Origin of the sequence: Clostridium sp. 7_2_43FAA (assembly GCF_000158375.2) — a bacterium.
Taxonomy (GTDB): Bacteria; Bacillota; Clostridia; order Clostridiales; family Clostridiaceae; genus Clostridium; species Clostridium tertium.
On sequence record NZ_JH815223.1, the window covers coordinates 193,490 to 209,360 of the forward strand.

Consider the following 15,871-nt stretch of genomic DNA (forward strand, 5'->3'; position numbering starts at 1 on the left):
AGAGCGTATAATGAATACTATAATTAATACAATATATTGTGTAACGGGGGTAGTATAAGTGCTATATGTAGTAAAAAGAGATGGGAGAGAAGTTTCCTTCAATTCAGTTAAAATAGCTACGGCAATAAGAAAAGCAGGAGATGAAATAGGGGAAAGGCTTAAAGAAGTTGAATTATTAGATATTGTAAAAAAGGTAATAAATTATATAGAAGAAACAGGTAATGAAAAAATAACGGTTGAAGAAATTCAAAATTTAGTTGAAAAATCTTTGATTGATAGTAATTATAAAAATATTAAAACTGCATATTCAAGTTATAGAAAAGAAAGAACTAAGGTTAGAGAAATAAAATCAGACTTAATGAGAGCAATCGAAAAAATAGGTATAGAAACTGATAGAGATAATGCTAATGTTGGAAATAACTTTAGCTCTAAATTGTTAAGAATAGCATCAGAGTCCAATAAGTGGCATAACTTATCTATGATGCCAAAGCATTTAGCGAAAGCACATGAAAATGGAGATTTATATTATCATGATTTAGATAGTTATAACTTGACTATTAACTGTTTACACATACCAACAAAAGAAATATTAGAACAAGGATTTAATACAGGTTATGGAACTATTAAAATTCCTAAAAGGATAGAGACAGCAGCAGAACTTTCGTGTATATTACTTCAGTCAAGTCAAAATGATATGTTTGGAGGACAATCACATCCGGATTTTGATAATGATATGGCTATATTTGTTGATCCTACAAGAAAAGAAATAAGATTGGAATTGGAAGAACTCGGATTAGATAAAGATAGAATAGAAAAGTTAACAGAAGAAAGATTAAAAAAGAAGATACATCAAGCAATGCAAGGTGTTGTTTATAATTTGAATACAATGCATTCTAGGGCAGGATCACAAGTTCCTTTTAGTTCTATAAATTTAGGTATACCAAACTCTGAAGATGCGGCACTAATATGTGAAATATTTTTATTAGAATATGAAAAGGGATTAGGTAAGGGGGAACAACCTATATTTCCTAATATAATATTTAGAGTTAAAGAAGGAGTAAATAGAGAACCAGAAGATAAATATCATTATTTATATCAATTAGCATGTAGAGTTGCAGCTAAGAGAATGAACCCTACATTTATGAATATAGATGCTGATTTTAATAAAGAGTATTATGATATGGGATATATGCCTGCGACTATGGGATGTAGAACTTATTTAATGAAGAATATTAATGGAGAGCCAGGATGTAAAGGTAGAGGTAATATTGCTCCTGTAACAATTAATTTACCTAGAATAGGAATTCAAGCAAATGGAAGTGTTGATGATTTCTTCGATATTTTAGATAAAAGATTAAATTTAGCAAAGGAGTCATTACTTCATAGATATAATGTATTGAAGAAACTTAAGGTTAAGGATTTACCTTTTGTTGCTGGTCAAGGGTTACTTAAGGGATCAGAAGGCCTATCTCAAGAGGATTCAATAGAGCCGATATTGAAGCAAGGGACTTGGGGAATAGGATTTATTGGTTTAGCTGAAACTTTAATTGCTTTAACTGGTTATCATCATGGAGAAAATGATGATGCAAGAAAGTTAGGATTTAAGATTATTAGTCATATAAGAAGTTTTATTGATAGAGTAACAGAAGAAACAAAGCTAAATTGGAGTTGTTATGCTACACCTGCAGAAGGACTTTCTGGCAAATTTATAAAGAAAGATAAAAAATCCTTTGGAATTATTAAAGGTGTAACAGATAAGGATTATTATACTAATAGCTTCCATATACCTGTCAAATATCCTATATCCATAAAAGATAAAATTGATATAGAAGCCCCTTATCACAAATTATGTAATGCTGGACATATAAGTTATATAGAGGTAGATGATCGTCCATCAGGGGAATCAATAATGGATATGTTAAATTATGCATATAAAAGTACAAATATAAGTTACTTAGGAATAAACTTTCATATAAGATATTGCAAGAGTTGCGGAAAGTATTTAAATAGTAGTGAGAGAAAGTGTCCGGATTGTGGAAGTGAGGATATTCAAGGGGTTTCAAGAGTAACTGGATATTTAAGCCTTGACGAAAGATTTGGACCAGGTAAGTTTGAAGAGAGAGCAGATAGAATATCTCATTCTGGAAAGCAACAAAATAACTATAAAGTTTTATAGAAATTTATAAATATAAAAATAAAAGTAGGGTTATTTAAAACCCTACTTTTTTGCGTAAGTAAATAAATGCAAGATTTTTTGATTTTATTGCAATTTTTTATGTTGATTTAGCTTATTAAAATATAATACATGCATAAAATGAAATAAATTTATTTAAACTTGCAATTTTTATAATAATTAATCTTATTTTACTTGTTTGAAGCTAGTGGATATGATAAAATAATTATTAATAATTTTTGAAATATTATGAATTATTATCTAAAATTGGGGTTAGTTAATTAGCAATAAGTAATAAATAAATTTAAAGGGGGAAGCTTATGTCTATTAAAAATTTAAATAATGGCAAAGAAGTCTTTATTGTAGATACTACTTTAAGAGATGGAGAGCAAACAGCAGGAGTGGTTTTTGCAAATGAAGAAAAAATTGCAATAGCATCGATGCTAAGTGAACTTGGGGTTGATCAGCTAGAAGTAGGGATTCCAACTATGGGTGGAGATGAAAAGGAAGCTATAAAACAAATTGTAAAAAGAAATCAAAAGTCGAGTATTATGGCTTGGAATAGAGCAGTTATAAAAGATATAGAAGAGTCAATAGATTGTGGAGTAGATGCAGTGGCTATATCAATATCAGTTTCGGACATTCATATACAACATAAACTTAAAACTTCTAGAGAATGGGTTTTAGAAAATATGGTTAAATCCGTAGAGTTTGCAAAGAAAAATGGGTTATATATATCTGTTAATGGAGAAGATGCTTCAAGGGCTGATAGGGAATTTTTAATTCAATTTATAGAAGCAGCAAAACAAGCAGGGGCAGATAGATTTAGATATTGTGATACAGTAGGAATAATGGAGCCATTTAAAATTAATGAAGATATAAAATATTTATGTTCTCAAACAAATTTTGATATAGAAATGCATACACATAATGATTTTGGGATGGCAACTGCAAATGCTATTGCGGGAATAATGGGAGGAGCATCTCATGTTGGGGTAACTGTTAATGGTTTAGGAGAAAGAGCTGGAAATGCTGCATTAGAAGAAGTTTTAATGGCATTGATGTTTGTTTACAATTATGAAAGTAATATAAATACCACTATGTTTAGAGAAGTTTCAGAATACGTGTCTAGAGCATCAGGTAGAATATTACCAGCATGGAAAGCTATTGTAGGAGACAATATGTTTGCTCATGAGTCAGGAATACATGCAGATGGGGCAATAAAAAATCCTAAAAATTATGAAGCGTTTGATCCTGGAATAGTTGGATTAGAAAGGCAAATAGTTATAGGAAAACATTCTGGTAAAGCTGGAATTATAAATAAATTTAGAGAATATGGAATAGAATTAGACAGCAGTTCAGCTCAAGATATATTAGAAATGGTACGCTCTACTTCAGTAAGATTAAAGAGAAGTTTATTTGATAAAGAGCTTGTTAGAATATATAAGGAATACTTGAGACTAAATGAAGAAAAAGTTAATTAGATAAAAGGGGGCAATAAATTAATGGGGGATAACTTAGTTTACAAAGTACTAAAAAATCATTTGCTTGAAGGTAATATAGAAGTTGGAAAAGAAATAGGTATTAAAATAGATAGAACATTAACACAAGATTCTACTGGAACAATGGCATATTTGCAATTAGAAGCAATGGGAATAGATAGAGTTAAAACAAAAAAATCTGTAGCTTTCATAGACCATAATATGCTTCAACAAGGATTTGAAAATGCTGATGATCATAAGTTTATACAAACGGTAGCATCAAAATACGGTGTTTATTTTTCAAGACCAGGTAATGGTATATGCCATCAAGTATTTTTAGAAAGATTTTCAGTTCCTGGAGATACTCTTATAGGATCAGATAGTCATACTCCTACTGCAGGTGGAGTTGGAATGCTTGCTATGGGGGCAGGGGGATTAGATGTAGCATTAGCTATGGGGGGAGGAGCTTATTATATAACTACTCCTAAAGTATGTAAAATAAACTTGGTTGGAGCTTTAAAACCAATGGTTACAGCTAAAGATATAATTCTTGAGGTTCTTAGAAGACTAACTGTTAAAGGTGGTGTTTCTAGGGTGTTTGAGTATTGTGGAGAAGGTGTAAAAACACTTTCAGTACCACAAAGAGCTACAATAACCAATATGGGAGCTGAACTTGGAGCAACTACATCTATATTTCCTAGCGATGAAAAAACACTAGAATATTTTAAGGCTCAAGGAAGAGAAGATGATTGGATAGAGTTTAGACCAGATGAAGATGCTGTGTATGATGAAGAAATAACAATAAATTTAAATGATTTACAGCCTTTAGCAGCTAAACCGCATAGTCCAGATAATGTTGAGGAAGTAGAATCTATTGGTAAAATAAAGGTAGATCAAGTTGCTATTGGAAGTTGTACAAATTCTTCTTATGAAGATTTAATGAAGGTAGCTAGAATATTAAGAGGGAAAAAGGTTCATAAAGATGTAAGCTTAGTTATAGCGCCTGGTTCTAGGCAAGTTATGGAGATGATAGCTAGAAATGGAGCTCTAGGGGATATAATTAGCGCTGGAGCAAGGATATTGGAAAACTCTTGTGGTCCATGTATAGGAATGGGGCAAGCTCCTGGAACTGAAGGAGTATCATTAAGAACTTTTAATAGAAACTTTTATGGAAGAAGTGGAACATTATCCGCTAAGGTATATTTAGTAAGTCCAGAAACAGCAGCAGTTTCAGCAATAAATGGAGTCCTTACAGATCCGAGAGAATGTGATGTAAATATTAATATAGAAATGCCAAAAGAGTTTTTAATAGATGACTCAATGATCATAGCTCCTGAAGAAGATGGAGAAAATGTAGAGGTTGTAAGAGGACCTAATATAAAGCCTTTTCCTGTAAATAAAGAATTAGGCGATAAAGTAGAAGGAAAAGTGCTAATTAGGGTTGAAGATAATATTACAACTGATCATATAATGCCATCTAATTCAAAGCTATTACCTTTTAGATCTAATATACCTTACTTATCAGATTATTGTTTTAATACAGTTGATGAAGGGTTCCCAAAAAGAGCTAAAGAAAATAATGGTGGAATAATAGTTGCTGGGAATAATTATGGGCAAGGGTCTAGCAGAGAACATGCTGCATTAGCACCGCTGTATTTAGGAGTAAAAGCTGTAATTGCTAAATCATTTGCAAGAATTCATAAGGCAAACCTCATAAATAATGGAATTATACCAATGGAATTTGAAGCAGAAGTAGATTATGATAAGGTAGAACTTTTAGATGAACTTTTAATAAGTGACATTAAAAGAGCTTTAATTGATGGCAAAGCTAGAATAAAGAATGTAACTAATGGAACTAGTTTTAATGTATATATTAACTTAACTGGAAAAGAAATTGATGTAATAAAAGCTGGTGGAAGGCTAAATTATGTTAAGGTAAATAGATAAAGATTATAAATAGCATGCAAAATTTAATTGTTTTGCATGCTATTTTTTATATTTATGGGATATAATAAATATAAAAGTGTATAACATAGGGGGAATTATGAAAGGTAATGGGAAAAGAATAATTTTATTAATAGCTATGTTTATTATAGTAGCAGTAGGTGTATTTTTCATTCCTAGAGTTGAGATAATATTAAATAACTTTAATAACAAAGCTATGGAGAATACGGATAATATAAGCTCTAATGAATACCAAGATGAAGATATAGAAGTAGAGGGAAATGATATAAAGACTATAGATATAGTTGCTACAGGAGATTTTTTAATACATAAAGAAATATTAGAAACTCAATATAATGAACAAAGTGATACATATGATTTTAAAAATACTATCCAATATGTAAAAGATTATTTAAATAATGCAGATTTAACTATTGTAAATATGGAAGGAACACTTTCTGGATTAGATAATTATGGATACTCAGGATATCCAAGTTTTAATGCACCTGATGAATTAGCAGATGCCATGAAGTGGGTTGGAGTAGATGTTGTTAATAATATGAATAATCATTCTTTAGATAGAGACGTGCGAGGTTTTAATAGAACTAGAAGTGTTCTTAAGGAAAGAAGCTTTGATATAATAGGAACAAGAGAAAGTACTAATGACAATAGATATGTAATAAAGGATGTTAATGGCATTAAGGTCGGTATAATATCATATAGTTATTCAATGGCTGCTGAAGGTGGAGCTAGGGGGTTAAATGGTACAACTATACCAGAAGAACTCTATCCATTAATGAATACATTTAGAGAAGATACATTAGATTTAGATTTTCAAGAAATGAAGGAACAAATACTTGATATGAGAAATAATGGAGCAGAAGTTATTATATTTTATATGCATTGGGGAGATGAATATGAATTAGAACCTAATAGCACACAAATAAAGATAGCTGAGTTTCTAGCAAATCAAAATGTAGATATAATATTTGGAACACATCCACATTCATTACAACCTATAGATATTATTAAATCAGAAGATGGAACTAATGAAACGGCTGTAATTTATTCTATGGGTAACTTTTTATCAAGTCAAAGAACTGAAAGAATAGAAAATCCCTATACGGAAGATGGAGTTATAGTATCTGTAAGACTAAGTAAAAATATTAAAACAAATGAAATTAAAATTGAATATCCAACATATATACCAACTTGGGTAAATTGGTACGAAAAAGATGGAAGATTATTTTATGAAGTTGTTCCATCTACAATTAATGATGCAGATTATCTAACAGAAGAAGGAAAGGGTAGAGTGATTGAGTCATTAAACAGAACTAGAGGAATAATAGAGAAATATAACGATAAAATTAAAATAAGAGAATAATTTAAGTAAAAGAGTAATTAAAATAAAAGGGGATGTAGTCATATATGAAAGAAACTATAAGGCTTTCTGGAATAGCTTATGAAAGTTTGGTTAATGGGCCAGGAATCAGAAGGGTATTCTTTTCTCAAGGATGTAAGCATAACTGTGAAGGATGTTTTAATCCAGATACTCATGACTTTAATGGTGGGGAAGAACGTAATATGGATGAGCTAATTAATGAGGTGCTCAAAAATCCTATGATTAAAGGGGTTACTTTTAGTGGAGGAGATCCTTTTGAAAGAGCAGAGGAATTTGCATATATGGCAAAGAGTTTTAAAGAAAATAAATTAAATGTATGGAGCTATACAGGATATACTTTTGAAGAAATAATTAATAATTTAGATAAAAGAAATGGTTGGAGAGATTTACTTAATAATATAGATGTCTTGGTAGATGGTAAATTTGATAAAAATAAGATGGAAGATGGATTGAGATTCAGAGGCTCAAGTAATCAAAGAATAATAGACGTTAGAAAAAGCTTAGAAGAACATAAAATATGCAAATTAGAATATTAGTTATAAATTGCGAATCAATTTATTAATGAAAGAATTAAAAAATGAAAGAATTAAGGTTGTTTTGTTACGCAAAACTTAAACTATAGGTGCCAAGCACTTTCCATTCTAAAATCCTGTAGGATTTTCACCTTAATTTTTTCATTCCTTAATTTTTTAATTTTTTTGTCTTCGCAATATATAACAATAGTGTTATAATAGATAAAAAAATAAACATATAGTATTCGTATATGCTTGAAGATATGGTTCAAGTGTTTCTACTAGGAAACCGTAAATATCCTAACTACGAAGATTCGATTATTGCCATGTAGTTTATTTTGGCTTTATTACTTGAATTATAAAATAGGACAAGCTTTTTAAGAATACTATAGGAAAAGTAATAAAGGGGATAATTATATGGAAAAGTTAAAAGAAAAGATACTTAATGAAGGAAAAGTAAGGGAAGGAAATATATTAAAGGTTGATTGTTTTTTAAATCACCAAATGGATATAAAATTTTTAAATGAAGTAGGGGAAGCTTTTAGAGAAAGATTTAATGGCGAAAAAATAGATAAAATTCTTACAATCGAAGCATCAGGAATAGGAATAGCTGCTATAGCATCCCAATACTTTAATTATACTCCAGTAGTTTTTGCAAAGAAAACAGAAAGCTTAAATCTTGATAAAGATGTATATGAATCAGAGGTACATTCATTTACTAAGAAAAAGACATATAAAGTTAGAGTTGGAAAGCAGTTCTTAAATGAAGGCGAAAACATATTGATAATAGATGACTTTTTAGCAATGGGTTGTGCAGCTAAAGGAATGATTGATATAGTTAAGCAATCGGGGGCTAATTTAGTTGGAGTAGGAATAGTTATAGAAAAAGGCTTTCAAGAAGGAAGAAGTGTATTAGAAGGCATGGGGGCTAGAGTTGAGTCTTTAGCTATAATCGATAAGTTTGAAGATAATAAAGTAGTATTTAAGTAGAGAAGTAACTCAGCGGAAGCTGAGTTTTATTTTTGTATTTAGAACACCACATGTTGAACCTGTGATATTCTAAATACAATAAAGAATCTCAAACAAATGTTTGAGATTCCACTAAAATTATTTCATTCCTTAATTTTTTCACTTCTTCATTATTTATTAAGGTAGTATTCCATAACATTTCTAACCTTAGGTACAGTTACATGACTATGGCCTCTATCCTTAACATCTTCAATAATCATTGATATAGAAATTTTAGATATATCTGGATCAATAGATACAAACCAACCATTTTCAGTTCCAGATGTATCGTCTTGAGATTTTTTTATTTCAGCAGTACCTGTTTTACCTGCAACTCTAAATCCAGGTACAGCGCCATCGGGAATTGTTGCACCAGCATCATTGATTAACGCTGTAAATGAATCTATTAATATTGGTAAATTTTCTTTGGCTATTGCACCTTGTTTCCAAACCTTAGCTTCAGAATTTTCACTTACTACTAATCTTGGTTGCATTATATCTCCATTATTAGCTAATGCACTATAAGATAAAGCTACATGCAAAGGAGTAACCATGATTTCACCTTGTCCATATCCGGTATCTGCTAGTAAAATTTCTCTACTTAAATATCCATCATTGGAAATTTGGGATTCTTGCATAGGATATTCAAAGCTTAATTCTTCGCCAATTCCGAAATCTTTGATTCCATTTATAAACTTCTCATTACCTAATTCTAGAGCTACTTGTCCAAAGTAAATATTATCTGAATGATTAACTGCATCTTTTAGATTTACAGGGCTACCAGGATCAGTTACTCTAGTTATTTCAAAGTCTCCCCAAGACCCATCTTTTTGCCAGCCTAATCCCTTAATATCTCTTGTAGCATTAGGAGCTATAACACCGTTTTTTAATCCTATTGAAGCGGTTAAAAGTTTCATAGTTGATCCAGGAGAATATGTTTTATTAAATCTATTTATTTCATCAGCATTATTTGTTTCTTCCCATTTTGTTTTTTGAGTTTTAGTTACATAAGTTGTAAATACATTTGAATCAAATGAAGGGGCACTTATCATAGCTAATATCTCACCAGTTTTAGGATTAACTGCAGTAGCAGCTCCCCTTTCACCAGTCATTTCACTATATATTTTATTTTGTAGATCAGAATCTATAGAAGTTTTTATATCTTTTCCATCTTCACCATCTTTTTTTGCAATAGTTATTTTTTCTTCTCCACGCTCTATATATATTTCAGCTGAATCTTTGCTTCTTAATGTATCTTCATAAACTTGCTCTAAGCCAGCTTTACCTATAAGGCTTGTATCATGATAATCTTTATCTTTATTAGCTTCAAGTTCTTCAGCTGTTATACTTCCGATGTACCCTATTAATCGTCCAAAGGCTTCACCGCCTGCATAAACTCTACCAGATTTAGGTTGAATTAATATTCCTTCATCGTCTCTATTAATTAATTTGAGAACTTTAGGGTCATTTTGTAATATATCAACCAATGGAATAAGTTGTTCAGGATTAGTATTTGCTTCAAGCTTATTCTTTATATTTTCTTCACTAATATCTAGAATATTAGCTATTTCGGTTATTTTAGCATCTATGTCTGATGAATTGAATTTAGCTGGATAAATTCCTATTGTATTAATTGTTCCATCTTGAGCTAATGAATTACCATCTTTATCAAGTATACTTCCTCTTTTTGATGGAATAGTACTTATTCTTACCTTATCATCTTTAGTCATTTGAGGGAAAATTAAACTTTCATCCCATTTTACTTTATATTCTTTCTCTTCTTTAACTAATATTAATTTATAATCTTCAAGAGTAACATCACCTGCTAAGGTGTTCATAGTCAGATTAAATGGAATAATAATTTGATTATCAGATTTTTCTTTATCCCCAGAAAGCTCTAATGATAAATTATTAGCATTTATTGCAGAAAATATATTAGTATATCGTGTAGTAAAATCTTCTTCTGATATAGTTGATTTCGAATCATTTGTTAGCATTTGATACATACCTGAATAGTCACTTTGAACCCATTTTTCAGTGTAGTTATCATAAGCTTTTTGAGCTTTATCCATTTTTGAACATCCACTGAGTAATAGTATAAATGACAATAGTAGTATAGGTATTATTATCTTTCTATTTTTCATGTTTTCCTCAACCCTTCATAAATTATTAGAATTTACTATAAATTATATCATTTAAATTAATAGGTTTACATAATTTTATATATTTTAGATAAATAAATTAAAGATATATTTAAACAATAAGTTTAATAGATTTAAATTTGACCTATTTAGAAAAGAAATTATAAAAGAATATTTTAGGAAAGCTTTATATACTATAAAATATTTGAATTCTTAAGATAATTTATAAAATAAAAAAGCGCCGAAGCGCTTTATAAATAAATGGGGGATGGGACCTGTATTAAACAGGTTTTGTATCTACATTAGTATTATTTACAGAAATAAAGTTTTTATACAACAAAATAAAAAAATTCTTAGAATTAAATATTTTTTCAAACAAATAATAATTATTATCCATTGAATAGATTTTATAATAGTGGTATTATGATTAAAAGATAGTTTTAGACGAGGTGATTAAATGAAGATATCATATAGAGGCTTTACATGCTCTCAAGGAGATGTAAAAGTATTTTATTTATTTGAAAATAATATTAACTTACCAAAAGAAGAAATAAATAGACATGTTGTTTTAGCACAAAGCAGAAATTTATTTAATGGTAAGGATGGAGAATTATATACATTTACAATAGATTCTAATGAATCAATTCAAACAATTATTTTAGTAGGATTAGGAAAAGAGGAACAATTCACTATTGATGTAGTAAGAAAAGCAACTGCAAAAGCCATCAAAAAAGCTAAGGAATTAAAAGTGAACTCAGTGTTCTTAAGACTTCCAAAGACTGAAACAATAGAAGTTGAAGAGTTAATTAAAAATGCAGAAATTGCAGCATTTTTATCAGAATATACATTTAACAAATATAAGACTGATAAAAAAGAAGAAAAAGAATTAGAAGTATCAATTGGAAGATGCGGAATTAAGGAAGCAACTCCAGAGATATTAACTGCAGTTGAAGAAGGTAAAGAAATAGCAAATGGAATTATAGTTGCTAGAGATTTAGTTAATGAACCATCAAATGTAATTTATCCAGAAACTTTAGCTAATAAAGCGGTTGAAGTTGGGGCTGAAAGTGGATTTGAAGTAGAAGTTCATGGAGTAGAAAAAATTAAAGAACTAAACATGGAAGCTTTCTATAATGTAGCTAAAGGATCTACAAAAGAACCAAAGCTTATAGTTATGAGATACTTTGGAGATAAGGATAATAAAGATAAGGTTCTTGGATTAGTAGGAAAAGGCTTAACTTATGATTCAGGTGGATACTCAATAAAGCCAACTGATAGTATGCTAGATATGAAGTCAGATATGGGTGGAGCAGCTTCTGTTATAGGCGCTATGTCAATTATTGCAAAAAGAGGTTTAAAGCTTAATGTAGTAGCAGTTGTAGCAGCTTGTGAAAACTTAATATCTGGGGATGCATATAAGCCTGGTGAAGTAATTGGAACTATGGCTGGTAAGACTATAGAAGTTGTTAATACAGATGCTGAAGGAAGATTAACTTTAGTAGATGCTGTGCATTATATAATAACAGAGGAAAAAGTTGATGAAGTTATAGATTTGGCTACATTAACAGGTGCAGCTTTAGTTGCATTAGGAGAAACTACAACAGCGGTAGTTACAAATAATGATAAATTCTTTAATGAATTAAAATCAGCTTCAGAATATACTGGAGAAAAGATGTGGCAATTACCTGCATTTGATGATTATAAAAAATTAATTAAATCTGACATAGCAGATTTAAAAAATAGTGGTGGAAGATTTGCAGGTACAATAACTGCTGGACTATTTATAGAAGCATTTGTACAAGATAAGCCATGGTTGCATTTAGATATAGCAGGAACAGCTTGGGCTTCAAGTAATAGTGATTTATGTGTAAAAGGTGGAACAGGTGCTCCAGTTCATACATTATATGAATTAGCAAAGAGAAGAAGTAAATAATTATAATATAGAATAAAGATTTTTATATTATTGAACTAATCCTATAAAGTAGACTTTTTAGAAGTACTTTATAGGATTTTTTTATAATAAATTTAATAATAAAGCAAAATATAAATAAGGTTATGAAGAAAAAGGGTGCTAGAGTATGTATGGTGAAAATAAAAATGTTACTAGTAATAAAACTTTAAATAATATTGTGTATTATTTTGAATCACTAGTTTTAAATTCTATAAACAAGAAATTAGAGGAAGAAAATAAAGTAGCTTTAAATAAAAACATTAAAGTAGGAAAGTTTTTGGTTATTAATGCAATTATACCGGATGGGATAGCTGGACTAAATGGCCAGACAATTATAGAAGTAAGGCTGCATAAAAATAAAGATGATTACTTTAGATTGGATAAAGAGCTTATTGAAAATATAAATAACTCAATAGAAGATTCAAAATTACCTATAAAAAGTGTGTTGTTAGTATTTGGAAATGAATTTACTCATGAAGAGTTATCCATATTGGAGATGATATATAAGGAAGAAATAAATTATCAGGTGAAAGTATGGGGATTGGATGAGTTATGTAAAATTGATAATAAATTTAATCATTTTAGAAATGGTGATTTTTCGAAAGTAGTGGAATTTTTAGTAAGTGACTTAGTAACTGAAGCGTTAAATCAGGATAATGATAGATGGAAGAAACTAAGAGAAGAAAGAATAAATGAACTTAAAAAAATATATAGTAGAGATGATTTAGTTTTATTTTTAGGGGCAGGGGTATCTAAGGAAGCTGGGATAGGTGATTGGAACGATTTAATGTCTGATTTATTAATACTTATGATAATGAAGGAATTAGAAGAAAAGAATATAAACATAACTTCTGAAGAAAAAGAATTTATTATAAAGAAAATGAAAGAAACGAATAATAAATCCCCTTTACTGCAATCTGCACTTATAAAATCAGCATTAGGAGAGACATTTGAAGAAAGTTTAGCACAATTATTATATAAAAATATTAATAGTGGTAATGGAAATTCAAATTTATTAAATAGTATTTCAAAATTATGTTTAGCAAAAGATAATGGAACTGGAATTAAAGCTATTGTTACATATAACTTTGATGATTTACTAGAAGATAATTTTAATAAACATGGTATAGAATATCATTCTTTATATAGTGAATTAGATTATTCAATTTCAGACAAGCTAGGAATTTATCATGTGCATGGATTTTTACCACGAAATCCTGATAAATATGAACAATTATCAGAAGGATTATTAGTATTTTCTGAAGATAGATACCATAGCCTATATAATGATCCATATTCTTGGACTAATATTACTCAACTAAACTTTTTAAGGGAAAATACAACATTGATGATTGGATTATCTTTAACAGACCCCAACTTAAGAAGGCTTCTATCAATAAGTAATAGAAAAAATAAGCTTAGAAAACATTATGCAATTATGAGAAAAAAGGATTTTAAGATATCCATAGAGGATACTAATATAAATAAGGATATTCTTAAATCATTTAATAATATAAATAATGAATTACATGAAACAGCTTTTGAACAATTAGGAATAAATATTATATGGGTAGAAGATTATGATGAAATTTCAGATATAATAGATAGAATTAGGGATATATAAATTTTAGAAAAATAAAAATAAGTAGTATATAATATCCTACTTATTTTTACTCTTTATATTTTAGCTTTTTTATAATTTCATAGATAAAATACAAAGAATTTTTATAATTTGATATATTAAAAGTATCAATAAAAGAAACAAAAACTTTTTGATTTAAAAGAAGCATTAGAGCAGTTAAATAAGAAATTTAAGTCAATATATTGCTTCAAAGTATAAAAAGGAGTTTATGAAAGATTTAAAGTAAACAAAATGATAATTATACAGAGCTACCTATTGTCTATTATGTTAATAAAGATAATATTTTAAATATGAAAATGCTATGGATTATTTTAGTGTATCTTATATAATATCTAGAAATTCTTCGAAAAAGTTATATATACATCTATTTACTCCTCCGAACAAATTAGATTTGTTATCTAATTTGTTTGGTAAAATGGTAATAGCTTTAGAGAATATTGTATTTATCTTATTATTAATTAAAGTTAGATAATCTGGAATATAATGAGTTATTTCACTATGAATAAATATATTATCAGCAGCAAATAAATTAAATATATTAGATATTCCAATGGACATAAGTTCAATATTTTTTGTTATTGTATCCACAGCTATTTTGTCATTTGAATTATATAAATCACAAAGTTCTTTTATAGTACGTATCTTTAAATATGACTTACTATTAAAATCTTCTAATAAAGCAGGCAATGAACAATACTGTTCAAAGCATCCTTTATTTCCACAAGGACATTCTTTCCCATTAGGAACAAGGACAATATGACCTATTTCTCCTGCGTGTCCTTCAAACCCAGTATATAACTTGCTATTAATTATTATTCCTGCACCTATACCAGAATGAACATTAATAACTACTGCATTATCTAATGGATCGATAGAATTTTCAAATTCACCAACAGCTGCTAGATTAGATTCATTTTCTATATAAAAGTTAATATTAGGCATTAGCAAAGATAAATCTTCTACCAAGTCTATTTCATCTAAATCATAGTAAGGAGTAAACTTAATTTTATTATCAAAAACTCTACCATGCACAGCTAATGTTGCACCTATTAATCCGTATTCATATTCTTTAAAAACATTTTCTAGTGAAGTGATTACTTTTACAATAATTTCGATTACATTATTTTTATTAATTATTTCTTCATAATAATCATAAAATAATACATTTCTATTTAAATCAGTAAGTAAGAAACTAACATAGTCAATTCCTAAGTCAATTCCTAAGCTACACCCTGCCTTTTCATTGATTTTAAGTAAAATAGGTTTTCTTCCTCCGCTAGAACTACTACTACCAGTACCAATTTCACTAACTAAATTTTTCTCAACTAAGAGAGATACTATTTCAGAGACACTTGCTTTGTTAAGATTGATTAGCTTTGAAATATCTATTCTAGAAATATTAGGTTTCTTAAATAAAAGATTTAGTATTTCAACTATATTAAATTTTCTTATATTAAACTTATTATCCATTTTATTCCCCTTCTTTAAGTACTCATAAAATAATATAGCATAGCAATACAAAAAGTTCAAAAGGAATAGTTTTATAAAATTATAAATAAAGAAAAGTTTTAAAATTTTTAAAAAATTTTAAATGTAAACATTGACATGAGAAAAAAA

10 protein-coding genes and 1 riboswitch are annotated in these 15,871 nt (G+C 28.8%); of the genes, 8 read left to right on the plus strand and 2 right to left on the minus strand.

Annotated features, from left to right (window positions below; genetic code table 11):
• The first annotated feature begins 58 nt into the window (after positions 1-58).
• The 6 genes from CSBG_RS17205 to CSBG_RS17230 all read left to right on the plus strand — a co-directional run bounded on the left by CSBG_RS17205 (position 59) and on the right by CSBG_RS17230 (position 8,502).
• Positions 59-2,176 carry an anaerobic ribonucleoside triphosphate reductase gene (locus CSBG_RS17205; RefSeq protein ID WP_008681543.1) on the plus strand — a complete coding sequence of 706 codons (2,118 nt, stop codon included), beginning with the start codon at positions 59-61 and terminating at the stop codon, positions 2,174-2,176.
• Between the two features lie 317 nt (positions 2,177-2,493).
• Positions 2,494-3,657 carry a homocitrate synthase gene (gene nifV / locus CSBG_RS17210; RefSeq protein ID WP_008681545.1) on the plus strand — a complete coding sequence of 388 codons (1,164 nt, stop codon included), beginning with the start codon at positions 2,494-2,496 and terminating at the stop codon, positions 3,655-3,657.
• A 21-nt stretch (positions 3,658-3,678) separates the two neighbouring features.
• Positions 3,679-5,601: an aconitate hydratase gene (locus CSBG_RS17215; protein WP_008681547.1), complete on the plus strand. Its 1,923-nt coding sequence runs from the start codon at positions 3,679-3,681 to the stop codon at positions 5,599-5,601.
• 97 nt (positions 5,602-5,698) lie between these two features.
• On the plus strand, positions 5,699-6,982 hold the full coding sequence (locus CSBG_RS17220; RefSeq protein WP_008681548.1) for a CapA family protein: 1,284 nt from the start codon (positions 5,699-5,701) through the stop codon (positions 6,980-6,982).
• A gap of 44 nt (positions 6,983-7,026) precedes the next feature.
• The gene (gene nrdG, locus CSBG_RS17225) at positions 7,027-7,536 is read left to right on the plus strand and encodes an anaerobic ribonucleoside-triphosphate reductase activating protein (RefSeq protein ID WP_008681550.1); all 510 of its coding nucleotides are present in this window, start codon (positions 7,027-7,029) and stop codon (positions 7,534-7,536) included.
• Between the two features lie 201 nt (positions 7,537-7,737).
• A riboswitch (purine riboswitch) is annotated at positions 7,738-7,839 on the plus strand.
• Positions 7,840-7,929: 90 nt separating this feature from the next.
• The gene (locus tag CSBG_RS17230) at positions 7,930-8,502 is read left to right on the plus strand and encodes a xanthine phosphoribosyltransferase (protein ID WP_008681551.1); all 573 of its coding nucleotides are present in this window, start codon (positions 7,930-7,932) and stop codon (positions 8,500-8,502) included.
• A 149-nt stretch (positions 8,503-8,651) separates the two neighbouring features.
• Here the strand turns inward: CSBG_RS17230 and CSBG_RS17235 are convergent, their stop codons facing one another.
• A complete protein-coding gene (locus CSBG_RS17235; protein ID WP_008681553.1) occupies positions 8,652-10,664 on the minus strand; it encodes a penicillin-binding transpeptidase domain-containing protein in 2,013 nt (670 codons plus the stop codon).
• Between the two features lie 454 nt (positions 10,665-11,118).
• Between CSBG_RS17235 and CSBG_RS17240 the strand changes: the two genes are divergently transcribed.
• Positions 11,119-12,594, plus strand: coding sequence for a leucyl aminopeptidase (locus tag CSBG_RS17240; RefSeq protein ID WP_008681555.1), 1,476 nt, complete (start codon positions 11,119-11,121; stop codon positions 12,592-12,594).
• A gap of 145 nt (positions 12,595-12,739) precedes the next feature.
• Positions 12,740-14,236 carry an SIR2 family protein gene (locus CSBG_RS17245; RefSeq protein ID WP_008681558.1) on the plus strand — a complete coding sequence of 499 codons (1,497 nt, stop codon included), beginning with the start codon at positions 12,740-12,742 and terminating at the stop codon, positions 14,234-14,236.
• A 339-nt stretch (positions 14,237-14,575) separates the two neighbouring features.
• Here the strand turns inward: CSBG_RS17245 and CSBG_RS17250 are convergent, their stop codons facing one another.
• The gene (locus CSBG_RS17250) at positions 14,576-15,724 is read right to left on the minus strand and encodes an ROK family transcriptional regulator (RefSeq protein ID WP_008681560.1); all 1,149 of its coding nucleotides are present in this window, start codon (positions 15,722-15,724) and stop codon (positions 14,576-14,578) included.
• Positions 15,725-15,871 lie beyond the last annotated feature (147 nt).